This is a genomic window from Plantactinospora sp. CA-294935, from assembly GCF_050936445.1.
Lineage (GTDB): Bacteria > Actinomycetota > Actinomycetes > Mycobacteriales > Micromonosporaceae > Plantactinospora.
The window spans coordinates 9448823-9471350 of the sequence record NZ_JBNJMU010000001.1; the positions used below are offsets into that span (position 1 = coordinate 9448823).

At 71.5% G+C, this 22528-nt stretch carries 17 protein-coding genes; 8 read left to right on the forward strand and 9 right to left on the reverse strand.

The genetic code is table 11. The annotated features are described in order from the left end of the window. The first annotated feature begins 20 nt into the window (after positions 1-20). A complete protein-coding gene (locus ACQEVC_RS40970; RefSeq protein ID WP_318397828.1) occupies positions 21-584 on the forward strand; it encodes a dihydrofolate reductase family protein in 564 nt (187 codons plus the stop codon). A 51-nt stretch (positions 585-635) separates the two neighbouring features. Here the strand turns inward: ACQEVC_RS40970 and ACQEVC_RS40975 are convergent, their stop codons facing one another. Together ACQEVC_RS40975 and ACQEVC_RS40980 are read right to left on the reverse strand one after the other, a co-directional pair. Next, complete coding sequence (locus ACQEVC_RS40975; RefSeq protein ID WP_432889169.1) at positions 636-3182, reverse strand: polysaccharide lyase family 8 super-sandwich domain-containing protein; 2547 nt, start codon at positions 3180-3182, stop codon at positions 636-638. Between the two features lie 192 nt (positions 3183-3374). Next, positions 3375-4610: a beta-ketoacyl-[acyl-carrier-protein] synthase family protein gene (locus ACQEVC_RS40980; RefSeq protein ID WP_432889171.1), complete on the reverse strand. Its 1236-nt coding sequence runs from the start codon at positions 4608-4610 to the stop codon at positions 3375-3377. A 68-nt stretch (positions 4611-4678) separates the two neighbouring features. On the opposite strand from ACQEVC_RS40980, the gene ACQEVC_RS40985 reads away from it, so the two are divergent. After that, positions 4679-5272, forward strand: coding sequence for a TetR/AcrR family transcriptional regulator C-terminal domain-containing protein (locus tag ACQEVC_RS40985; protein ID WP_432889173.1), 594 nt, complete (start codon positions 4679-4681; stop codon positions 5270-5272). A gap of 106 nt (positions 5273-5378) precedes the next feature. Here ACQEVC_RS40985 and ACQEVC_RS40990 read toward each other — a convergent pair whose 3' ends face one another. After that, on the reverse strand, positions 5379-6770 hold the full coding sequence (locus tag ACQEVC_RS40990; RefSeq protein ID WP_432889175.1) for an FAD-dependent oxidoreductase: 1392 nt from the start codon (positions 6768-6770) through the stop codon (positions 5379-5381). A gap of 141 nt (positions 6771-6911) precedes the next feature. After that, positions 6912-8447 (reverse strand): family 43 glycosylhydrolase, encoded by a 1536-nt coding sequence (locus tag ACQEVC_RS40995; protein ID WP_432889177.1) that lies wholly within the window; start codon positions 8445-8447, stop codon positions 6912-6914. Positions 8448-8935: 488 nt separating this feature from the next. Between ACQEVC_RS40995 and ACQEVC_RS41000 the strand changes: the two genes are divergently transcribed. Both ACQEVC_RS41000 and ACQEVC_RS41005 read left to right on the forward strand, forming a co-directional pair. Next, complete coding sequence (locus ACQEVC_RS41000; RefSeq protein ID WP_432889179.1) at positions 8936-10441, forward strand: family 43 glycosylhydrolase; 1506 nt, start codon at positions 8936-8938, stop codon at positions 10439-10441. A gap of 28 nt (positions 10442-10469) precedes the next feature. Then, the gene (locus ACQEVC_RS41005) at positions 10470-11987 is read left to right on the forward strand and encodes a family 43 glycosylhydrolase (protein WP_432889181.1); all 1518 of its coding nucleotides are present in this window, start codon (positions 10470-10472) and stop codon (positions 11985-11987) included. Positions 11988-12221: 234 nt separating this feature from the next. Here the strand turns inward: ACQEVC_RS41005 and ACQEVC_RS41010 are convergent, their stop codons facing one another. Beyond that, complete coding sequence (locus ACQEVC_RS41010) at positions 12222-13508, reverse strand: endo-1,4-beta-xylanase (protein ID WP_432889183.1); 1287 nt, start codon at positions 13506-13508, stop codon at positions 12222-12224. 242 nt (positions 13509-13750) lie between these two features. Between ACQEVC_RS41010 and ACQEVC_RS41015 the strand changes: the two genes are divergently transcribed. From ACQEVC_RS41015 to ACQEVC_RS41030, 4 genes are all read left to right on the forward strand, one after another. After that, positions 13751-14635: an ABC transporter substrate-binding protein gene (locus tag ACQEVC_RS41015; RefSeq protein ID WP_432889185.1), complete on the forward strand. Its 885-nt coding sequence runs from the start codon at positions 13751-13753 to the stop codon at positions 14633-14635. 199 nt (positions 14636-14834) lie between these two features. Beyond that, on the forward strand, positions 14835-15860 hold the full coding sequence (locus ACQEVC_RS41020; protein ID WP_432889187.1) for a Bug family tripartite tricarboxylate transporter substrate binding protein: 1026 nt from the start codon (positions 14835-14837) through the stop codon (positions 15858-15860). Beyond that, the gene (locus ACQEVC_RS41025; protein WP_432889189.1) at positions 15857-16378 is read left to right on the forward strand and encodes a tripartite tricarboxylate transporter TctB family protein; all 522 of its coding nucleotides are present in this window, start codon (positions 15857-15859) and stop codon (positions 16376-16378) included. The genes ACQEVC_RS41020 and ACQEVC_RS41025 overlap by 4 nt, the downstream gene beginning before the upstream one ends. Continuing rightward, positions 16379-18034: a tripartite tricarboxylate transporter permease gene (locus tag ACQEVC_RS41030; RefSeq protein ID WP_432889191.1), complete on the forward strand. Its 1656-nt coding sequence runs from the start codon at positions 16379-16381 to the stop codon at positions 18032-18034. A gap of 61 nt (positions 18035-18095) precedes the next feature. On the opposite strand, the gene ACQEVC_RS41035 is transcribed toward ACQEVC_RS41030, so the two are convergent. The 4 genes from ACQEVC_RS41035 to ACQEVC_RS41050 all read right to left on the reverse strand — a co-directional run bounded on the left by ACQEVC_RS41035 (position 18096) and on the right by ACQEVC_RS41050 (position 22523). Continuing rightward, positions 18096-19220 (reverse strand): pectate lyase family protein, encoded by a 1125-nt coding sequence (locus ACQEVC_RS41035; RefSeq protein ID WP_432889193.1) that lies wholly within the window; start codon positions 19218-19220, stop codon positions 18096-18098. 201 nt (positions 19221-19421) lie between these two features. Next, positions 19422-20603, reverse strand: coding sequence for a carbohydrate-binding protein (locus ACQEVC_RS41040; RefSeq protein WP_432889195.1), 1182 nt, complete (start codon positions 20601-20603; stop codon positions 19422-19424). Positions 20604-20703: 100 nt separating this feature from the next. After that, a complete protein-coding gene (locus tag ACQEVC_RS41045; protein WP_432889197.1) occupies positions 20704-21600 on the reverse strand; it encodes a carbohydrate ABC transporter permease in 897 nt (298 codons plus the stop codon). Further along, positions 21597-22523 carry a carbohydrate ABC transporter permease gene (locus ACQEVC_RS41050; protein WP_318397844.1) on the reverse strand — a complete coding sequence of 309 codons (927 nt, stop codon included), beginning with the start codon at positions 22521-22523 and terminating at the stop codon, positions 21597-21599. Before ACQEVC_RS41050 ends, ACQEVC_RS41045 begins: the two co-directional genes overlap by 4 nt. Positions 22524-22528: the final 5 nt, after the last annotated feature.

Below are 22528 nucleotides of genomic sequence, written 5' to 3' on the forward strand. Positions count from 1 at the left end.
GGACGGAACGGGAAAACCCGATGCGAGAACTGACAGTGGACCTGTTCAGCACCGTCGACGGCTGGTTGCGGGGGCGCGACTCCCCCGCCTACTTCGGCTACGACGGTCCCGACCTCCAGGCGTGGATCGACGAGCAGTCGGCCCGCCCGCAGGTGATGCTGATGGGCGCCAACACCTACCGGGCGTTGGCGGAATACAGCGGTGGCGACGACCCGTCGGCCAAGCGGATGGCGGAGTTGCCCAAGGTGGTCTTCTCCACGTCGTTGCGGCCGCCGCTGAGCTGGCGCAACACCTCGGTGGTGACCGAGGGCGTCGAGGTGGCCGTACCCGCCATGAAGGCCGCCCCCGGCGACCCGCTGCGGGTGATCGGCAGCATCTCGCTGGTCCGCAGCCTGTTCCGGCTCGGCCTGGTGGACCGGCTGCGCCTGCTGGTGTTCCCGCAGGTACTCGGCGAAACCGGCGAGCAGCGGATGCTCGCCGGCCTGCCCGACCTCAACCTGCGGCTCGCCGCCACCGAGGTGCTCGACCGACGGCTCGTCCTGCTCGACTACACGCTGGACAGGACTCCGACGTCGGTCGGCTAGGCCCGAACGGAGATCACCTGACGGTGCCGCACCGCCGTCCGGAGAGGTAGCTCAGCGCAGGGTCACCCGCAGGCTGCGACCGTACGTCTGCCGGGTGCGGGCCTCGATCCGGGTCCCGCCGGGAATCCGGCGGACCCGGATCCCGTCGTCGGCCGAAACCACCCGGAGCCGGCGACCGCGCAGCGTCACCGAGACCGTGTCGCGGTCGGTGGTCGGGTCGGCGACCGCGACCGCGACGGTCCGGTCGCGGTCCTGCCGGAGCAGCACCGAGGCCGGGCCGTCCACCACCAGCCGGTCGGCGGCGTGCCGACCGGGCGTGAAGGCGTTCGCGGCGACCAGCCCCAGCCCGGCATGCCGGACGGCCTGGAACCGGGTGCTGTTGGCCAGCACCACGACCGGCCCGCCCGGGTACGTCCGCAGCCGCTGCTCCGAGGCGTTCGGCAGCAGGGCGTACGCCAGCGAGCCGAGCGGCGCACCGGCAGCCTGCTCCACCGAGACGGCGAAGACCCGCTTCCGCACCATCGTGTCCGGGTTGGCGGTCCGGACCACCCGGCGACTCCGGGTCACCACCTCGGAGGTGACCGTCGGCGATGGACCGGACAGGAAGGCGTAGCCGACCGAGGTCTGCTGGGCGGCGTTGGCGTAGCGCAGCCAGGCCAGGGGGGCGGTGCCGGTGCCGGTGAAGCTCCGGCCGTCACGGAGCCGCCCGGTCACCGTCACCGGATCGGACTCCTCGGCGATCCGGCTGTCGACCGTCGTGCTGACCGCCCGGCCGGCCAGGTCGCCGACCCCGGCGGCGAGCACCACGATCTCGTCGTCGAAGAGGAACCACGACTTGGTGGCCACGGCGTTGCGGTACGCGACGAAGTCGTCCGGCAGCCGGCCGGCCCGCTTCGCGGCGTACGCGGCGTCGTCGGACTGGACCAGCCCGGCGGCTCCGTAGCTGCCGAGGGTGGCGCCGCCGGAGAACCGGTTGGTGCCGCGCGGGAAGTAGACGTAGGTGTTCTGCGACTCCGACGACGAGGTGAAGCCGAGCGCCGGGTTGTCGTACCAGGCGGTGCCGTACAGCTCCGGGACGGTGTGCCGGTGCTCCACCGGAGCGGTGACCCCGGCCAGCCGGTACGGCGAGACCGTGGTGAAGTAGTCCACCCCGTACGCCTGGGTCTGGTCCGCTCCGGCGAGGTAGAGGTAGTACGCCCCGTCCCCCTGGAACCAGGGCGTCAGGTTCTCCCCGCTCATGTACTCGTACTTGCTGATCCGGTCGGAGCTGCGGGCGAGCGCGAAGGCGTAGCCGGGGCGGCGGTGCACCGTCCGGTCCATCGCGTTGAAGGCGACGCTGCGCCGCTCCGGATTCAGGTCCGCCGCCGGGATCGTGGCGTCGGCCAGGATGTCGGCATACCGGGCGATGCTGACCGGGGAGACGAACGTGCTCGGGTTGAGCGCGGCCCGGGAGGTCTGCCGGACGAACTTGACATAGCCGGCCAGCGCCTGCGCGTCGCCGCCGGTGGCGTGGCCGGAGAGGTCGACGACCGCCTCCAGCACGCCCGCCACGTCGGCGTAGCCGGTGGTGGTCCGGGAGACCGCCCGGCCCTTGACGATCTCCATCATCCAGCCCTCGAAGATCAGCGGGGCGAACCCGTCGACCACCCAGCCCCGGACCACGTCGACCAGGTCGGCACCCTGGACGTAGCCGGTACCTTGGAGAATCTTGATGGTCTGCACCACCCGGGCCAGCAGGTTCTTGCCGTACGCGCCGGTGTAGGCGACCGAGGCGTGCTGGATGAACGAGCCGTCGGCGTAGTAGCCGTCGGTGACGCCGTGCTCCAGCGCGTACGGGTCGATGGTGGCGAAGACGGTGAGCTGGTCGGCGAGGGCCTTGCTGATCCGGGCGTCGTCACCGAGGACGGCGCCCTGGAGGACCCGGTTCGTCGCGATGTCGGCGAGGTTGGCGCCGGTGTGGAACCGCGAGTCGAGGTCGACGTCGCCGTCCTTCCCGTTGCGCAGGTACGCGTCCATCGACGCCACAAAGCTTCCGACCAGCTCCGGCCGGTACGCCGCCACGTCGGCGGCGAGCAGCACCAGGGTCCGGCTGACGTGGTTCGAGATGCCGATCTCCCAGTGGTGCCAGTTGCCGTAGTAGCCGGCCGACTGGTCGCCGTAGTAGCGCTCGTGCAGCCAGCCGAGACCGTCGATGACCCGGCGCCGCAGCGTGGTGTCGCCGTCGAGGCTGCCGCCGGGGACCCGGGTGGCCAGGGCGATCTCGTAGAGGTACTGGAACGACGTGGTCAGGTTGGGGTCGCTGGTGCCCAGCGGTACGCCCCGGAACAGCTCGCCCGGACCGGCGCCCGCCAACGCGTCGAGCCGGGCCCGGGCCGTCGAGTCGATGGTCGCGAGCTTGCCGGCCACCTCGGGCCGGGCGTTCGACTCGGCGGTACCGGCGAAGATCGCGACCGTGTTGCCGAGCAGTACGGCGTGCTCGGCGGGGGCGGCGGCGACCCGCCGCGGCGGGGTCGCGGCTCTGGCCCGCAGTGGCCCGGCCAGCGCCAGCAGGCTGGCGGCGGGGATCGTCGACAGGACGGCGCGGCGGGAGACGGGCACGGCGGACGCTCCAAGATCGACAGAAAGCAATTGCCGAATTCAACCAACCCCGGTGAAACTTTTCAACCTCCCGGTGCGGTCCGGGTCTCTGCGGGTGGACGTCGGGGCGCAGGCGCCGCGCCGTGCAGGTGGAAAGGTTCGCCCTGCACAGCCAACCTCTCGGCCGGGTCGGACCGGGGTCGGACCGAACGGTCAGCCGGCGGTGAAGAGCAGCGAGACGTTCTGCCCGCCGAAGCCGAACGAGTTGCAGATCGCTGCGTCGAGTCGCTGCTCGCGCGGCCCGTCGCCGGCCACCTCCAACCGCACCTCGGGAGCCTTGCGGTCCAGGTTGAGCGTGGGCGGGATGACGCCGTTGGCGACCGACAGCAGCGTGACGATCCCCTCCACCGCGCCGGCCGCACCGACGAGGTGACCGAGGCTCGACTTCGGCGCGGTGAGTACGACGTCGTCGCCGAGCGCCTGCTGGATCGCGCTCGCCTCCCCGAGGTCACCGACCACCGTGGAGGTGGCATGGCAGTTGACGTGCCCGACGTCGCCCGGTCGCAGCCCGGCGTCGGCCACGGCGTTGCGGATCGCCCGGATCTGTCCGGCACCGGTCGGGTCCGGGCCGGTGATGTGGTGTGCGTCGGCGGTGATGCCGTAGCCGGCGAGCCGGCCGAGCACCCGGGCACCCCGGCCGGCCGCGAAGTCCGCCCGCTCCAGGATCATCACCCCGGCCCCCTCGCCGAGCACGAAGCCGTCGCGGTCCACGTCGAACGGTCGGGAGGCCCGCTCGGGCTCGTCGTTGCGCTTCGAGAGGGTGCGCGCCTGGGCGAAGCCGGCAATGGTCAGCGGGGTGATCGCCGCCTCCGCGCCACCGGCGATCACCACGTCGGCCTCGCCGGAGCGGATCAGCCGGACCGCCAGCGCGAGGGCCTCCGCGCCGGAGGCGCAGGCGGAGACGGTGGTGTAGACGCCGGCCCGGGCGTCGAACGTCAGGCTTACCCAGGCCGCCGGCCCGTTCGGCATCAGCATCGGCACGGTGAGCGGGGAGATCCGGGCGGGCCCCTTCTGTTCCAGCAGGTCGTCCTGGGCCAGCAGGGTGTTGACGCCGCCGATCCCGGTGCCGATCACCACCGCCAGGCGGAGCGGGTCGACCTCGGGACTGCCGGCGTCGGCCCAGGCCTGCCCGGCGGCGACCAGCGCGGCCTGCTGGCAGCGGTCCATCCGGCGGGCCTGCACCCGGGTCAGCGCCGAGTCCGGCGAGACGGCCATCGGAGCGGCGATCTTGGTCGGCAGGTCGTCGGTGTGCGCGAACGACGCCATCAGGTCGTCGATCCGGCGTACGCCGGATCGCCCGGCGAGCATGCCCTGCCAGAGGGAGTCGACGTCCCCGCCGAGCGGGGTGGTCGCGCCGAGCCCGGTGACGACCACGTCCCGGCCGCTCATGCTCGCTCCTCCCGTCTTCGCGGTGTGCCGGCTTGTCCGCCGTAAGTTGTATCGCATACAACTATGGCATGTCCACCGAGCCGCCCCGGGCCCGTGGTCGGCGTACCCGGGCGCAGATCCTCGAACACGCCGCGGCGCTCTTCGCCGAACGCGGCTTCGACGCCGTCAGCGTGGCCGAGATCGCCACCGCCGCCTCGGCGCACCCGAACCAGATCACCTACTACTTCGGCTCGAAGGACGGGCTGTTCGTGCATGCCGCGTTCATGCTGCTGCTCCGGGACGCCGAACGGCTGGAGCCGGTCGGCCGACGCCGACGCACCCCCGCCGGGTTCCGCACGGCGCTGGCCCGCAGCGCCCTGACCCTGCCCGCCGTGCCGATCGCGGTGCAGGCGATGTCGATCGCCCGACGCCGGCCGGAGCTGCGACCGGTGGCCGAGCAGAGCCTCGCCGTGCTGTTCCGCAAGGCGCAGAGCTATCTCGCCGCGATCCTCGACCAGCACGGCTGGGTGATCGACCGCCCTGCCGACGTCGAGGCACGCACCTTCTGGAGCACCGTCCTCGGCGCCCGGCTGATCTCGGAGTCCGGCTTCGACGGCCGCGCCGACGACATCGACCTGGCCGGCGTGCTCAGCGTCCGGATACCGGCCGAACCGACACCGTAACGGCCAGACTGCTCAGCGTCCGGGTGCCGGGCGACCCGACACCGTAACGGCCAGACAGCTCAGCGTCCGGGTGCCGGGCGACCCGACACCGTAACGGGCAGGCTGCTCAGCGTCCGGGTGCCGGGCGACCCGGCACCGTGACGGGCGGGGTCGACAGCGGCGGGCGGGTCGGGCCGCGCAGCACCCGCAGCGCCACCCCCGGACGCGCCAGCGCGGCCGGCGGCCGGACCAGGTGCTGCACGTCGGTCAGCACCCGCAGCACGTACGGGTCACGGTCGGCCACCACGGCGGCCCGATCCAGATACCAGTGGGAGAGCCGGCCACGCCGTCCCGGCCGGACCGCCCCGGCGGAGAACCGCAGGTCGGTACCGGTGGCGATGGTCCACGCGGTGGCGCTGCACTCGGCCACCGCCCCCTGGGCGGCCCGCCCGAACCGCCCCCGATGAGCCCGGAGGTACTCGCCGAGCACCACCGCGGTCTGCGCGGCCACGCTCATCCCCTGGCCGTAGACCGGGTTGAAGGCGCAGGCGGCGTCCCCGACCACCAGGAACCCGTCCGGCCAGCGCGGCATCGTCTCGTAGTGCCGGCGGTGGTTGGCGGTCCGCCGGAAACCGTGGATCGGCCCGTCCGGCTCGGCGTCCCGGATCGCCTCGTAGATCAGCGGACTGCGCAGGTTACGGGTGAACTCCAGGAAGCCCGCCTCGTCGGTGGGCGGGGTCTCGGCGCCGAACCCGCCGAGGGTGACCATCCAGCGGCCGTTCTCGATCGGATAGAGCACCCCGGCCCGGGAGACCTGCGGCGGTTTCGGCATCACCATGATGTTCTTCCAGCCGTCGGCGACGCCCGGGGCCAGCCGGTAGCGCCGGCTCGCGTAGCCCAGCCCGGCGTCGATCCTGGTCTCCTCCGGCCGCCCGTAGCCCAGCGCGGCCAGCCACTCCGGACCGCGGGAGCCGCGACCGCTGGCGTCGACGACCAGGTCGGCCTCGCACCGGTGAATCTCGGGTCCACCGTTGCGAACCCGCAGGTGCACCCCGGCTACCGAGCCGCCGTCCTCGCCGGGCAGCAGTCCGACCACTTCCCGGGCGGTCTCGAACCGGATCCGCCGGTCGCCGGCAAGGCGCTGCCGGATGGTCCAGTCCAGCAGTTCCCGGCTGGCCCCGACCAGGGTGTGGGTGGCCGGGAAGCGTTCCCGCCATCCGTTCGGGCTCAGCGACAGCAGGTCGGTCGGCGCGGCGACCCGGACCGCGCCGCGGTCGTACAGCTCGGCCATCAGACCGGGAAAGAGCCGGTCGAGGGCCCGCTGTCCCGAGGTGATCAGGACGTGCAGGTGGCGGGCCTGCGGAATGCCCGTACGCAGCCGCGGTCCGTCCGGAAAGCGGTCCCGGTCGAGTACGGTCACCCGCTCGACGAAATCGGCGAGGGTGCGCGCGATACAGAGGCCGGCGAAGCTCCCGCCGATGACCACGGCGTGACGGGGCTTGGACAGTGGCGAAGGCATGCCTTCATCCTTACCGACACCGCCACTCACCAGGCCAGATCTGTTCGGTAACCCACCGGACAGTCAGCATCACGACTCTCCGGCGCGTCGGCGTACCCGGGCGGCGGGGCGACCCGCGCCCCGCCGCGATCCCCCATCGGTCTATTCCAGGTGGAGGGTGGCGGACGCCTGCTCGGCGGTGGAGGTCACCGGCTCGACGTAGAGCAGCCCGGCCCGGTGCCGCAGGTACCGGCCGGCGACGTTCTGCGCCTCCAGCGAGATGCCGGCACTGCTGGCCAGTCCGGCACGGCGCAGGAAACTGGCGTCGGCGCGGAACTGCGCCGAGCCGTCGTCGCGCTCCACGTACACCTCGTAGTCGCGGTGCCGGAGGTAGTAGCCGGGGAAGTTGGTCGACTCCAGCGACACCGTGCCGGAACCGGCCAGGCCGGTCACGATCCGGAACTGCGAGTCGGCCAGCGGCGCCACGTTGGCCTCGACGCGGCCGCGGTAGTCGTAGTGCCGCAGGTAGGAGTCGGCGAGGTCGTGCGGGCGCAGCCGGACCGGGGTCGCGCCGTCCGGCACCGGGATGCCGAGGTTCGGGGTGCCGTCCGCGTTCCAGTACAGCTTCTGGATCCGGGTACGCCGGTTGGGGTCGTTCAGCGGGTCGCCGTCGATGTCCCGGTAGTTGCGGTCGTGGTAGACGAGGATGTCGCTCTGACCGTCCTCGGAGACCGTGAACGAGTTGTGCCCGGGGCCGTACTGGCCGGTCGCGGCGTTGCTGGTGAAGACCGGGGTCGGGCTCTTGGTCCACGCTGCGGCGGAGAGCAGGTTCGCGGTCGCCGATGCGGTCAGCATGCCGAGGCAGTAGTTGGCGTCGGTGGCGCTGGCCGAGTAGGTCAGGAAGATCCGTCCGTTGCGCTGGATCACCGCCGGCCCCTCGGCCACCCGGTACCCCCGGGTCTCCCAGTCGTACGTCGGCACGGTCAGCCGGGTCACCGTGCCGGTGATCGTCCACGGGTTGGCCCCCATCCGGGCCAGGTAGAGGTTGGAGTTGGTCGAGATGCCCGGCTCGGACTGGGCCCAGACGAGATAGCGGACGCCGTTCGCCACGAAGGTCGACGCGTCCAGGCTGAACGTGTCCCACGGGGTGCTGATCCGGCCGCGTTCGGTCCAGGACCCGGTCAGCGGGTTGGCGCCGGCGTTCTCCAGCACGTACATCCGGATCCGCCAGACGTCGTCGGTGCGGCCGGCGGCGAAGTAGACGTACCAGCGGTTGTCGATGAAGTGGATCTCGGGCGCCCAGATGTGCGCACCCATCTCCCCACTGGTGTGCCGGCGCCAGATGGTCGTCTCGGTGGCGCTGGCCAACCCCTGCAACGTGGTCGCCCGGCGCAGCACGATCCGGTCGTACTGCGGCACCGTCGCGGTCATGTAGTAGTAGCCGTCGGTGTGCTTCACAATGTGCGGGTCGGCGCGCTGGTTGACCAGCGGGTTGGTGTAGTTCACCGCCGGGGCGGCTTCGGCCGGCACTCCGGGCAGCAGACCGGCCAGCAACGCGAGCACCGTGGCCAGCGCGGCGAACACCGGGGCGGTCAGCCCCCGGCCGGGATGGCGGGCGGTCGCGGCGCTCCCCGCCGCCGGGTCGGTGCCGAACGGCCGGAGCGGGTGGCGGAACATCCTGCGCGGCATCGGCTTCATGACCAGCGACCTTTCGTCGACCCGGGAACGTCCGGTCCGTTACCTTGGTGTTACGGGGACAGTGTGATCGCTAACATCGATACCAGTCAAGGCCTCTCCGAGCCCCGCGAGGAAAGCGTGTTCCCCCTTGACATCGACCGATGTGAGCGCGAACATCATCGATACGTCCGGGCTGGGCCACACCACTGAACCTTTTTCAACCCCCTTGCGGTCCGACGGACCGCACGGTCCGACGCGGTGCCTGAGCGCCGCGCGGTTCAGGTTTGAAAAGGTTCACCGCGCCGCCGCACCGCCGGCCGCGCGCCGGCACCTGGGCACTGCGGCAAGCGCCCGCCGGCGCACCGTCCCGAGCCGGCGTCCGAGCGCCACCCCGCCGGACACAGCAAGATCCACACCACCTTGACCGCCCCTGTCAGCCCGCGGACCCGTCGTCCCACGGCACCGCGGGCTCGGCACCGTCCACCGGACGGACCGACGGAAGGAAGACAATGGAAGCTCTCGCTTCCCCACCCCCGAGGGCGCCGGGCCGGATCCGGCTGCTCCGTACCGCCACCGTGCTCGCGGTCGCCGCCGCGCTCGTCGGCGCCGCGATCGCCGTACCGGTCCGGTCGGCCTCGGCCGCGACCGTTGACCCGAACGCCTGGTACGTCCTGGTGTCCCGGCACAGCGGCAAGGCCCTCGACGTCTACGACCGGTCCACCGCCGACGGTGGTCAGATCGTGCAGTGGGCCCGCAACGACGGCGCCTGGCAGCAGTGGCAGTTCGTCGACTCGGGGGCCGGCTACCACCGGCTCCGCTCCCGGCACAGCGGCAAGGTCCTCGACATCCGGGACTCCTCCGGCGCCGATGGCGCGGAGGTGATCCAGTGGACCGACCAGGGCAGCACCGACCAGCAGTTCCGGCTCGCCGACTCGGACGGCGGGTACGTCCGGCTGATCAACCGGAACAGCAACAAGGCCCTCGACGTGTGGGAGTGGTCCACCGCCGACGGCGGCCGGATCAGCCAGTACGCCGACCAGGGCGGCGCCAACCAGCAGTGGCAACTGGTCCGGGTCGGCTCCGGCGGGCCCGGAACTCCGCCCCCCACCGGTGGCCCGGGCACGCCGCCGGCCGCGTACCCGGCGCCGATGCGGGTGACCGGGGACATCGGGGTGCACGACCCGACCGTGGTACGCCGGCCCGGCGGCGACTACCTGGTGGCACACACCGGCAACGACATCGCGCTGAAGACCTCGACCGACCGGGTCGCGTTCCGCAACGCCGGATCGGTCTTCCCGGGCGGGGCGTCGTGGACCACCAGCTACACCGGGGGCAGCCGCAACCTCTGGGCGCCGGACATCTCGTACCGGAACAACCAGTACTACCTGTACTACTCGGCCTCCACCTTCGGCTCGAACCGGTCGGCGATCTTCCTGGCCACCAGCCCGTCCGGCAACTCCGGTAGCTGGACCGACCGGGGCCTGGTGATCGAGTCACGTACCTCGGACGACTTCAACGCGATCGACCCGAGCCTGATCGTGGACGACCAGGGCCGTTGGTGGCTGGCCTTCGGCTCGTTCTGGTCCGGGCTCAAGCTGGTCGCCCTGGACCCGGCCACCGGCAAGCGCTCGGACAGCACGATCCGGAGCATCGCCGGCCGTAACGGCGGCGCGATCGAGGCGCCGACCCTGGTCAAGCGGGGCAGCTACTACTACCTGTACGTCTCCTTCGACCGCTGCTGCCAGGGCGCGTCCAGCACCTACCGGGTGATGGTCGGGCGCTCCACCAGCGTGACCGGACCGTTCGTCGACCGGAACGGCACCGCGCTCACCTCCGGCGGCGGTACCCAGGTGCTCGCCTCGCACGGCGACATCCACGGGCCGGGCCACCAGACGGTGCTCTCCGACTCGGACGGGGACTTCCTCGTCTACCACTACTACGCGAACAACGGCGCCTCGCTGCTCGGCATCAACCGGATCGGCTACGACTCCGCCGGCTGGCCCTTCGTCTACTGACCGTCCCTCCGAACGTAGGGAGTACCCCATGACAGCAGCGCACCCGCACCGGGGCCGCTGGCGGGCCGGACTCGCCGCCGGCGTCGCCGGCCTGGTCGCCGGTACCGGCGTCCTCGTCGGCGCTCCGCCGGCCTCGGCCGCCACCGCCGACCCGAACGTCTACTACGTGCTGGTCAACCGGAACAGCGGCAAGGCCCTCGACGTCTACGACCTGGCCACCGACGACGGCGCCCCGATCAACCAGTACGCCCGCAACGACGGCAACTGGCAGCAGTGGCGGTTCCTCGACGCCGGAGGCGGCTACTACAAGGTGCAGTCCCGGCACAGCGGCAAGGTACTGGAGCTGCCGAACTCCGACGACGGCGTGCAGTTGGTGCAGAACGCGGACAGCGGCAACAGCCGGCAGCACTTCCGGCTCGCCGACTCGGCCGGCGGCTACGTACGCCTGGTCAACCGGGCCAGCGGCAAGGCGCTGGACGTCTGGGAGTGGTCCACCGCGGACGGTGCGATGGTCTCCCAGTACCAGGACCTGGACGGCGCCAACCAGCAGTGGCAGATGGTCGACGTCGGTTCCGTCGGCGGCGGGAACCCGACACCCGGCACCTTCACCAACCCGATCAAGCGGAACGGGCCGGACCCGTGGCTCCAGCACCACAACGGCTACTACTACCTCGCCACCACCACCTGGAACTCGACGATCACCATGCGCCGGTCCGCCACCCTCGCCGGCCTGGCCAGCGCGCCGGACCAGGTGGTCTTCAACCTCGCCAACCGGCCGAACGGCTGCTGCAACATGTGGGCGCCGGAGTTCCACCTGATCAACGGGCCGAACGGCAACCGGTGGTACCTCTACTACGTGGCCGGGCAGAACGTCAGCGACTTCAACCCGACGCAGCGGCTGCACGTGCTGGAGAGTGCCGGCACCGACCCGATGGGGCCGTACACCTTCAAGGCCGACCTGGGCAGCGACTGGCAGCTCGACGCGAGCGTGCTGCGGGTGAACAACAGCCTCTACCTGCTCGGCACCTACAACGCCGGCGGCAGCTACGGGCAGAGCCTGTTCATCACCCCGCTGAGCAACCCGTGGACGATCAGTGGCTCCCGGGTCCGGCTCACCTCGCCGACGCTGAGCTGGGAACGGCAGACCCATCCGGTGACGGAGGGACCGGAGCCGCTCTACCGCAACGGGCGGACGATGATCGTCTATTCGGCGAGTGCCTGCTGGGGACCGGACTACAAGCTCGGCCTGCTCACCCTGACCGGCAGCAACCCGCTGAGCGCGTCGTCCTGGACCAAGAGTCCCAACCCGGTCTTCCAGCGCAGCGACGCCAACGGCGTCTTCGCGCCCGGCCACAACGGCTTCTTCAAGTCACCGGACGGGACCGAGGACTGGATCGTCTACCACGGGAACGACTCGGCGAGCGGCGGCTGTGACATGAACCGCTCGACCCGGGCCCAGAAGTTCACCTGGAACAGCGACGGCACGCCCAACTTCGGCACCCCGGTACGGCTCGGCGTGCAGCTCACCGCACCGTCGGGCGAGTAAGCCGGGCACGTCCGCCCGGGGAGTGCGATCCTCGCCAGCTCCCCGGGCGGTCGCCGCCGTACTCCGGGCGGTCGCCGCCGTACTCCGGGCGGTCGCCGCCGTACCCCGGGCGGTCGCCGCCGTACCCCGGGCGGTCGCCGCCGTACCCCGGGCGGTCGCCGCCGTACCCCGGGCGGTCGCCGCCGTACCCCGGGCGGTCGCCACCGTACTCCGGGCCGGGCCTCGACCGGCGGGTCAGAGCGCCACCTCGACCGCTGCCGCCCCCGGCTCGTCGAGCCGGAACGTCGCCGTACGGGCACCGGCCGACACCTCGTACTCGCCGAGGAAGCCGGTGAACCCGACCCGACCCTGCTCGTCCGTGCCGAGTCGGGTCGGCGCGAGCCACCACTCGTCGCGGACCAGCGCGCGCAGTGCCTCGTACGAGGGCTTCGGCGTGCCGTCGGCCCGGACGAAGCCGCCCGGCGCGCCGAGCCAGCCGCCGTCCACCATCCCCCAGTAGGTGCTCGCCCGCACCGACGGGTGCGACAGCAGGGTCTTGTAGTGCCGGACGATCTCGTCGGCCTGCCGCTCCTCCCCGTCCGGGGTGCTGGGCCAGTCCGGGATCTGGTAGTCGTTCAGGTCGACGATGTCGGCCGGCATCAGGTGCCCGGAGAGCAGGGTCGTCTCGGTGAAGTGGATCGGCAGGCCGTACCGGGCGAACCGGTCGACGATGCCGAGCGTCTTCTCCTCGCCCCAGTAGCCCTGGTGCATGTGGCTCTGCAACCCGAGTGCGTCGATCCGGATCCCCGCCTCCAGTACCCCCTCGATCAGGCACTCGTACGCGGCGGACATGTCGAAGTCGTTGAGCAGCAGGGTGGCGCCCGGATTCGCCTCGCGGGCCGCGTCGAAGACCATCCGGACCAGCGGGATGCGCCCCAGGTCCCGGCAGATCCGGGTGAGGCCGTTGTCGTACTTGTCGAAGATCGGCATGATCACGACCTCGTTGATCACGTCCCAGGTGTCGATCAGGCCGGCGAAGTCGGTCACCTCCCGGCGGATCCGGTCCAGTTGCACCTGGATGATCTCCGGATTGGTCAGCTCGGTCAGCCACTCGGCGCTCACCGTATGCCAGGTCAACGGATGGCCCTTGACCAGGCAGCCCCGCTCGGCGAACCAGCGCGCCGTCGCCAGGAGGCGCCGGGTGTCCGGCCGACCGCGTTCGGGCTCGAAGCGTCCCCAGTAGAACGGCAGGGTGGCGAAGTTGAACAGGTCGAGCCAGAGGTCGGCCAGCCGTTCGACCCGGGTGATGTCGGCCTCGCCCAGCGAGCCCGACCCGCCGAACGGGGCGGCCTCCGGGGCCGCCGTCAGCTCCCCGTTGGCCAGCGGGATGAACTCGAATCCGGTACAGCCGAACAGGAACGCGTGGTCGCGCTGTGCGACCACCACCTCCTGCCCGGCCAGCGGGGCACCGCCGCTGGTCACGGTCACGGTGGCGGTGGCGGTCCGGTACTGCCGGATCAGCGCGTCGGAGTCGGACGACATCGAGCATCCTCCATCGGTGGGGTGGACGGCGCGGATGGCCAACCGTACGCCGGGCCACCGCTCGACGATCAACTCTGGCCTGCTTGGCAACTGCACATGCACGTGCATGTGGACGGACCCGGGCCAGGAGCCCGGTGTACCGGCACCACCGCCCGGCGCGGAGGGCTGAGCACGGCGTTGCTTGTCGACCTTCCGGCCGGGGCGGCTGGCCGGGCGCGACCGGGGGCGGGCACGATGGCGGTATGCGCCTGGTCTCGTTGCTGCCCTCCGCGACGGAGATCGTCTACGCCCTCGGGCTCGCGGACGACCTCGTCGGCGTGACCTTCGAGTGCGACGAGCCGCCGTCGGCCCGGACCGACAAGACGGTCGTGGTCGGCGGTCGGGACACCCGGGGAATGACGCCGGCCGCGATCGACGACTATGTGAAGGCACAGATGTCGGCGGGTGCCGACCTCTACACCCTGCACGCCGACGCACTCGCCGGGCTGGAGCCGGAACTGATCCTGACCCAGGACCTCTGCCGGGTCTGCGCACTCCCCTCCGGGCACGTCGAGGACGCCCTCGACCATCTCGGCTGCCGCGCCGACGTGCTGTCGCTGGACCCGTACACCCTGGACGAGGTCTTCGGGACGATCCTGGCGGTGGGCGCGCGGACCGGCGTACCCGATCGGGCCGAGGCCCTGGTCGGCGCGTTGCGGGACCGGCTCGCGGCGGTGGCCTCGGCGGTCCGGGGCCGCCCGCGGCCCCGGGTCGCGGTGGTGGAGTGGGTCGAGCCGCCGTTCACCGCCGGGCACTGGGTGCCCGACCTGGTACGCGCGGCCGGCGGCGAGCCGGTGGCCGCCCGGCCCGGAGCACGGTCGGTGGAGACGACCTGGCGGGAGTTCGCCGACGCCGAGCCGGAGATCGTGCTCGTGACGCCGTGCGGCTTCCACCTGGACGGCGCCTCCCGGCAGGCCGAGGTCGTCGCGCGCCGGCTGCCCGGGATCGAGGTGTGGGCGGTGGACGCGGACGGTCTGGTCGTCCGCCCCGGCCCGCGCCTGGTGGACGGGATCGAGGCGATCGCCGCGGTCCTGCACCCGGGCGCCGTGCCGGAGCCGCCCGACGGAGCCGTCGCCCGGATCGCCTGACCGACCGGTGGCCGGGACGCCGGCCCGCGCGGCGGCGCCGTACCGCCCCCAGGTCCTGAGAGGATTCGGGGGCTGCTGACGCTTCCGCCCGCTTCGTACTGCTGCCACCGATTTGATTGACAGCCCCTAGATCGGCATGTATCAAGGTGACACTCTTCGAAGTCCAAGATCTCCAACCTGAGCCACCAGGGAGGGACCAGTGACCGAATCGAATCTGCGGCGCGCCATGGACCGGCGTGCCGTCCTGCGCCTGGGCGCGGGGCTCGGCGCGGGAGCCTTCCTCGCCGGTTGCAGCGTGCAGACCGGCGACGGCGGCGAGGACGGCGGATCGGGATACCCGGAACGCTCGGTCGAGCTGATCGTGCCGTTCGCCCCGGGTGGCAGCACCGACCTGATCGCCCGGACCCTCGGCAAGGCGATCGAGAAGCCGCTCGGCCAGTCGATGGTGATCATCAACCGGGACGGCGCGGCCGCCGCCGTCGGCACCAAGGAGGTGGCTTCGGCCCAGGGCGACGGTTACAAGATCGGTTTCCCGCCGAGTTCGCTGTTCACCCTCACCCCGCAACTGGGCAGGAACGCCGCCACGGTCTCGCTCGACGAGCTGCGGGTGGTGATCGGGCTGACCGTCGAGAACATCGTGCTGGTCGCGCACAAGGACTCCCCGTTCAAGACCATCGACGACGTGATCGCGCTCAAGGGCAGCGGGCGGCGGATCACGTACGGGCACTCCGGGGTGGGCACCGGGGCGTACTTCGCGCAGACCGCGTTCTACAAGCTCGCCGGGATCAACGCCACCGACGTGCCGTTCGGCGGCGGCGGTCCGGCCGTCACCGCCGTGCTGGGCAAGCAGGTCGACATCGGCGCCTCCCAACCGGCCGAGTCGATGCGGCTGGTGCAGTCCGGCGAGCTGCGCTGGCTCGGAGTGTTCAGCCAGCAGCGCAGCCCCTCGCTGCCCGACGTGCCGACCGCCGTCGAGAAGGGCTTCGACCTCACCGTCGACCAGGCCCGGTTCATCGCCGGGCCGAAGTCGATGCCGGACGACGCGGTGACCGCGCTCCAGGAGGCGTTCCGGGAGGCGGTCAAGGCACCGGAGTACGACGACTTCCTGAAGAAGAACTACATCGACCGGTTCGAGGTCGACGGCACCGAGGTGGCGAGCAAGGTCAAGGGTGACTTCGACCGGTACAAGGCGCTGATCGACCGGTTCGGGCTGGGGCCGAAGTGAGTCGGACCGACCTCGACGGGGCGTCCCCGCCGGCCGGGGAGGGCGAGCCGGGGCTGCTGCCCTCCGACGACATCCCGCCGGCCGGCCGGCTCGGACAGCTCGTCGCGGGCGTGCTGCCGATCGCGCTCGGCCTGGCCGGTCTCGGATACTCCGTCTCGCTCTCCCTCGGTACGCCCGCCGAGGCCGGTCCGGGGCTCTGGCCGGCGCTGGCCAGCCTGCTCCTGCTCGGCGCCGGGTTGTGGTCGCTGGTCTTCGAACGGAAGGCGGCGGCGGTCGAGCAGTTCGGCCGGGGTGGGATCGGGATCGCCCTGGGGGTCGTCAGCCTGGTCGTCTTCGTGCTGCTGATCAACCGGATCGGCTTCGAAATACCCACCCTGCTGGTGATGGCGTTCTGGCTCAGGGTGCTCGGGCGGGAGTCCTGGCGGGTCACCGCGGTGGTGAGCGTCGTCACCACGGCCGCCCTCTACCTGCTGTTCATCACGCTGCTGGACGTGAAGCTCCCGAGATTGGCCTTCTGAGTGGACTTTCTCGACCCCGTCCTGGCCGGCTTCGGGGTGGTGTTCACTCCGGTGAACCTGCTGTACGTGCTGGCCGGTGTCGTGATCGGCATGGTCATCGGGGTACTGCCCGGCCTCGGACCGGTCGCGACGATCGCACTGCTGCTGCCGATCACCTACGAGATCCCGGCCGAGTCGGCGATCATCATGCTCGCCGGCATCTACTACGGCGCCATGTACGGCGGCACCATCACCTCGGTGCTGCTGCGGCTGCCCGGCGAGGCGGCCACGGTCATCACCACCATCGACGGTTACCAGATGGCCCGGCAGGGGCGGGCCGGCTCGGCCCTGGGCATCGCCGCGATCGGGTCGTTCATCGGCGGCACGGTGAGCATCGTCGGGCTGACCCTGGTCGCCCCGGTGCTGGCCAAGTTCTCGCTCGGTTTCGGCCCGCCGGAGAACGCCGTACTGGCCGCGATGGGGATCCTGCTGGTCGCCAGCCTCGGTACGGTCTCCACCGCGAAGAGCCTGGTCGCGGCAGGGCTCGGCCTGCTGCTCGCCGCCGCCGGGCCGGACCCGCTGTTCGCCTCGCCCCGGTTCACCTTCGGCAACATCAACCTGGCCGACGGCGTCGACTTCGTCGCCCTCGCGATGGGGCTGTTCGGGCTCGGCGAGATCCTCTACCTGCTCGAACACCGGGCCCGGAACCGGCTGCCGAAGCCCCGGGTCAGCAACGCCTGGCCGTCCCGGGAGGACTGGCGGCAGTCCCGGGGCGCGGTGGGGCGCGGCTCGGTGGTCGGGTTCTTCATCGGACTGCTGCCCGGCGGCGGCGGGGTGCTGTCGTCGATGGCCGCGTACGCCCTGGAGAAGCGGCGTAGCAGGACGCCGGAGCGGTTCGGCCGGGGCGCCATCGAGGGCGTGGCGGCACCGGAGACCGCGAACAACGCCGCCGCGACCTCCTCGTTCATCCCGCTGCTGACCCTGGGCATCCCGACCAACCCGGTGATGGCGCTGATCTTCGGCGCGCTGCTGCTCCAGGGCATCCCGCCCGGTCCCCGGCTGATCGACGAGAACCCCGAGGTCTTCTGGGGCGTCGTCGACTCGATGTACATCGGCAACATCTTCCTGCTGATCCTGAGTGTCCCGCTGGTCGGCGTCTTCGTCCGGCTGGTCTCGGTCCGGGACAGCATCCTCGCGCCGGTCGTGGTGACGGTGACGATGCTCGGCGTCTACACCGTCAACAACAGCACCTTCGACATGCTGCTGGTGATCGTCTTCGGCGTCGTCGGGTACCTGATGAAGAAGACCGGCTTCGAGCCCGGCCCGCTGGTGCTGGCGTTCGTGCTGGGCAGCCTGCTGGAGACGGCGTTCCGGCAGTCGATGCGGATCTTCGACGGCAATCCGAGCGGGTTCCTGACCCGGCCGATCTCCGGCACCCTCTTCGTGGTCACCGTGCTGGCCCTGCTCGTGCCGGTCGGCGTACGGATACTCCGGCGGCGCCGGGAGACGGCCGCCCCGGCGACCACGCCGTCCGCCGGCACGGCATCCTCGCCCGCGACCGCACCGGCGCCGGAGACCCCGGTACCGGCCCAGCGGGAGGGCGTGGCGGCGGCGGACCGCGATGCCGACGACGAACAGCGCCCACCCGCCGCTCCCGGGCCGCCCGACCGGCCGTGACGGGCGACGGCTCGGCGGACGGTACGCGGGAGCGGCGGGCGGGCGACCCGGCGGTGCGGGGCTACGGGATGGTGTCCGCGCCGGGGACCCCGGCACCCGCCGACGGCGGACTGCTGGAGGCGGAGCCGGCCGAGTAGCTGTACGGCGGCGGCCCGACGCTGCCGTCGGCACGCAGCCAGTCCTCCATCGTCTTGCCGCTGTCGTTCGCCCGGGTGATGGTGGCGATGTCGTAGAAGTTGCTGCTGGTCCAGGTCAGACGGGCGTTGCCGAAGTCCTCGGTGATGGTCTTGGCACCCCGGACGTAGTTGCTCTCGGCGTAGATCCGGCCCTCGACCCCGAGCCCGATGAAGTAGTCGTCGATGCTGACGTAGTTGGCGTACACGTGGGCGTAGCCGAACCGGACCCGGGGATGGCGGGTGTTCGACCCGTCGAACCAGTTGTGGTGGTACGTCACGCGCAGGTAGCCGGTGTCCTGGGCGGCGTTGTTGTCGCTGTGCCCGAGCAGCATCGACTTGTCGGTGCCGGCGAACCGGTTGTACGAGACGGTCGCGAGGTCCGAGCCGCGCTTGATGTCCACCGAGCCGTCGGAGGCGGGATAGAAGGTGTTGTGGTCGATCCAGACGTGGTGCGAGTAGCACTGCACGTTGATCGAGTCGTCCGGCGAGTTCCGGAACGACAGGTTACGGATGATGACGTTCTGCACGTGGGTGAACCGGTCCCGCTCGGCGGGGTCGCAGGTGTCGCCGCCCCAGTCCACCTCCGCCGGCCCCCAGCCGTTGACGTCCAGCCCGAAGCCGCTGATCGTGGCCGACGATCCGACACCGATGATGGTCTTGTTGGAGCCGACGTCCAGCATGTCGTCGCCGCTGCCGGTGACGGTGCCGGAGACCCGGACGATCCTCGGCACGTCGTCGGCGATCGCCGCCGCCAACTGGGCGTAGTTGCTGACCGTCACCGTCGGGCCGCCGGCTCCGCCGTTGGTGCCGGTGCGGCCGTACCCGGTCAGGGTGGCGAAGCCGACCAGGCCCTCGCTGGACACGGCGCTGCCGACCGGCGCGGAGACGGCCGTGGCGGCGCTGGCGGACGGCGCGGAGACGGCCGCGGCCGCGGTGAGCAGCGCGACCGCGCCCCCGACCAGCGGCCGGCCGAGCCGGGATCTCGGGCGCGCTGGAGCACGGACACCCATGGTGGCCTCCCTGTGCGGTTTCGCCGGATTCCGTGTCGGGTGTGCGCCGCGGAAGCCCGGAGTGTGGACGAGCGGACGACTAGCTGGAAAGCGCTTTCCTGATTCAGGATGGTAATGACCTAATTCAGGTGCGTCAATGTCTTCCGTCCACCCCGGCTCTCCCACCCCCGCACCGGCGGAGGTGGGAGAGCCGGCGCTCGTTCAGCAGGGGCCGAGGTCACGCCACTGCGCGGTCAGTCCCGGCTCGGAGCCCTGCGTCCACCAGTTCGCCTGCCAGAGCCGGCCGTTGTGCCGGACCCGGGCACCCTCCAGGTAGACGGTCCCCCAGTCCCAGGCGGGAGCACCGGCGCAGTTGGCCGGTGGCGGGGTGGTCGGCGGGGTGGTGGGCGGCCGGGTGGTCGGCGGCGTGGTCGGCGGCCGGGTGGTCGGCGGCGTGGTCGGGCAGGCACCGCCGCTGCCCACCGTGTCGACGTGGCCGGTGCCGGCCGACCGGTACGCGGCCACCCGGTTCTTCGCCTCGGCGGTGCTGATCACCTCCTGGTCGGCGTAGTAGAGGTAGTCGACCTGCTGGATGTAGCTGGCCAGCCCGGTGCCGGTCCGTCCGGTGAGGTCGATGAACCAGAGGTTGAAGTTGATCGACATCGGGGTCTCCGGGTAGTACCGGTCGCCGTGGTCGGCCACCTGCTGACCGTCCACGTAGTACTTCACGCGGCCACCGGAAACCGTGAAGACCAGGTCGTGCCAGCCGGCGAAGCTGGTCCGCTGCGCGGTGTGGGTGTTGTCGGCCTGCCACGGCTCGTTCTGGTACGTCTCCCAGGTGGTCTGGTAGAAGATCGGCCCCTGCTCGCCCCAGCCGCCGTTCGGCAGGTACTCGAAGTCGATCTCGCCGTAGTTCGGGTCGAGCGGCCGGTCCAGCGGGGTGATGGTGAAGAAGGTCTCCACCAGGTGGTCACCGTCCGGCCCGGACTGCGGCGCGTCGGTGAACCGCACCCGGCTGGCGTAGGTGCCCTCGAAGAACTTGCGCTGGTGGAAGAACTCGGCGTGGCTGGTGCCGCCGGCCGTACCGTCGGTGCGGGCGGTCAACTGGAGCACCTTCTGCCCGCCGTCCGCGGGGAAGCTGACGTTCGACGCCGGCCAGGACGCCCCGGGCACACCCGGACCGCCGGAGTTGGTCCGCACCGTCCAGCCCCGCGCGGCGATCGCCGGGTCGGAGGGTGACGAGTAGCCGAAGTCGTCGAAGAGGACGCCGCAGGCGGCTGCGGCGGCGGGGGCGGCGGCCGGTACGGCACCGGCGGTGGTCGCGGTGATGCCGGCGAGAGTGCCGACGGCCAGCAGGGCCGCCGTACCGGCGGCGAGGCTTCGCGCGCTGGGTCTGGCTGACACGGGGATTTCTCCTCCCGGTGGGGGTGACAAGGGGGTTACCGCGGCCGGCACCGGCCGGCGCGCGGGTGGTGACCAGGTGGGAGGTGCGGTGGGACGGGGCCTAGCGGACCGCACCGGCGGTCAGGCCGGTCCGGATCTGGCGTTGGAAGAGCAGGTACGCGGCCAGCACCGGCAACATCGCGATGGTGAGGCCGGCGAAGAGACCACTCCAGTCGCTGCGGTAGCCCTGGCTGACCGACAGGGCTGCCAGCCCCTGGGCCAGCACGTACCGCTCGGGGTCGGGGTTGAGCACCAGCGGCAGCAGGTACTGGTTCCACAGGCCGAGGAAGTTGAAGATCGCGATGCTGACCAGGCCCGGCCGGGCCAGCGGCAGCATCACCCGGAAGAGCACGCCCCAGTGCGAGCAGCCGTCCAGGAACGCCGCCTCGGCCAGCGCCGAGGGGAGCGAGCGGAAGAACCCGTACAGGAAGAAAACGGTGAACGGCAGGGCGTACGCGGTGTAGACCAGGATCAGCCCCGGATAGGTGCCGAGCAGCCCGAGTTGGCGTACCACGAAGAAGAGCGGCACCAGGGCGAGGAAGACCGGGAAGAGCAGCCCGGCGACGAAGAGGTAGTAGAGCAGCCGGTTGCCCGGGAACGAATACCGCGCCAGGGCGTACGCGACCAGCGCGCCGAGCAGCATGGTCAGCACCAGCGCGCTGCCCACCACGATCGCGCTGTTCAGGAAGTAGCTGCCGATCGACGCCTCGCCCCAGGCCCGGGCCCAGTTGTCGAACCGGGGCGTCGCCGGCACCGTCCACGGGCTGGTCAGGATCTCCCGGTCGGTCTTCAGCGAGCTGAGCACCGCCCAGAGCAGCGGCACGGTGACCAACGCGGCCCAGCCGACCAGGAACAGGTGCGCGGCCAGGTCGCCGAACCGCCCGGTACGGCGGGCCGGGATGCGGACCGGTGCGGCGGGCGGCTGCCGGCCGGCCGGACGGTCGACCAGGGTCGTCATGAGAGTTCCACCCGCTCCCGGCGGCCGACCCGCAGCGCGACGACGGCGAGCGCGAGGGTGAGGAAGAACAGCGCCACCCCCATCGCGGCGGCGTAGCCGAACCGGCCGTAGGTGAAGGCGTTGCGGTAGAGGCCGAGCCCGATCACCTCGGTGGCCCCGTCCGGGCCGCCCGGTCCGACCGTCATCACCTGGACGACCGCGAAGCCGTCCAGCGCGAGTACGCCGAGGTAGACGAAGGCCACCTGCACGTTCTCCCGGACCAGCGGCAGCACCACCCGGCGGAGTACGGCGAGCCGGCCGGCCCCGTCCAGTACCGCCGCCTCCAGCACGTCGCGCGGGATCGACTCCATCGCGGCGGAGAAGAGCACCATGTAGAAGCCGACCGACGACCAGACCAGCACCCCGGCCACCGCCCAGAGCGCCAGGTGCGGGTCGCCCAGCCAGGTCCGGGCCAGGAAGTCCAGCCCGACGGCCCGGAGCGCGCCGTTGAGCACGCCTTCGTTCGGGTGGTACACGAACTGCCAGAGCACCGCGATGATCGGCAGCGAGAGCAGTTGCGGGAAGAAGTAGGCGACCTTGTAGAATTCGCCGCCCCGGACCCCGCCGACCATCGTGCTGCCCCGCCGGCCGCCGAAGTTGACCAGCCCGGCGAGCAGCAGCCCGAGCCCGATGGTGACCGCCGGCACGACGAGCAGCAGCAGCCCGTTGTTGCGCAGCGCCGCCAGGAAGAGCGGATCGTCGACCAGCCGCCGGAAGTTCTCCAGCCCCACGATCTCCACCTGCCCGGAGACCCCGGTCCAGTCGGTCAGCGCGAGATAGAACGCCTGCGCGTACGGGGAGAGCACGAAGACCGCGTAGAGCAGCAGTCCGGGCAGGATCGCCCCGGCGAGGAAGCGGTACTTGCCGTGCCGCAGGGCCGCCATCGAGG

Bases quoted from the DNA above. Each gene is read 5' to 3' on its own strand.
- ACQEVC_RS40970 (WP_318397828.1), top strand. From the start codon at position 21: ATGCGAGAACTGACAGTGGACCTGTTCAGCACCGTCGACGGCTGGTTG.
- ACQEVC_RS40980 (WP_432889171.1), bottom strand. From the start codon at position 4,610: ATGAGCGGCCGGGACGTGGTCGTCACCGGGCTCGGCGCGACCACCCCG.
- ACQEVC_RS40985 (WP_432889173.1), top strand. From the start codon at position 4,679: ATGTCCACCGAGCCGCCCCGGGCCCGTGGTCGGCGTACCCGGGCGCAG.
- ACQEVC_RS40990 (WP_432889175.1), bottom strand. From the start codon at position 6,770: ATGCCTTCGCCACTGTCCAAGCCCCGTCACGCCGTGGTCATCGGCGGG.
- ACQEVC_RS40995 (WP_432889177.1), bottom strand. From the start codon at position 8,447: ATGAAGCCGATGCCGCGCAGGATGTTCCGCCACCCGCTCCGGCCGTTC.
- ACQEVC_RS41000 (WP_432889179.1), top strand. From the start codon at position 8,936: ATGGAAGCTCTCGCTTCCCCACCCCCGAGGGCGCCGGGCCGGATCCGG.
- ACQEVC_RS41005 (WP_432889181.1), top strand. From the start codon at position 10,470: ATGACAGCAGCGCACCCGCACCGGGGCCGCTGGCGGGCCGGACTCGCC.
- ACQEVC_RS41010 (WP_432889183.1), bottom strand. From the start codon at position 13,508: ATGTCGTCCGACTCCGACGCGCTGATCCGGCAGTACCGGACCGCCACC.
- ACQEVC_RS41015 (WP_432889185.1), top strand. From the start codon at position 13,751: ATGCGCCTGGTCTCGTTGCTGCCCTCCGCGACGGAGATCGTCTACGCC.
- ACQEVC_RS41035 (WP_432889193.1), bottom strand. From the start codon at position 19,220: ATGGGTGTCCGTGCTCCAGCGCGCCCGAGATCCCGGCTCGGCCGGCCG.
- ACQEVC_RS41045 (WP_432889197.1), bottom strand. From the start codon at position 21,600: ATGACGACCCTGGTCGACCGTCCGGCCGGCCGGCAGCCGCCCGCCGCA.
- ACQEVC_RS41050 (WP_318397844.1), bottom strand. From the start codon at position 22,523: ATGGCGGCCCTGCGGCACGGCAAGTACCGCTTCCTCGCCGGGGCGATC.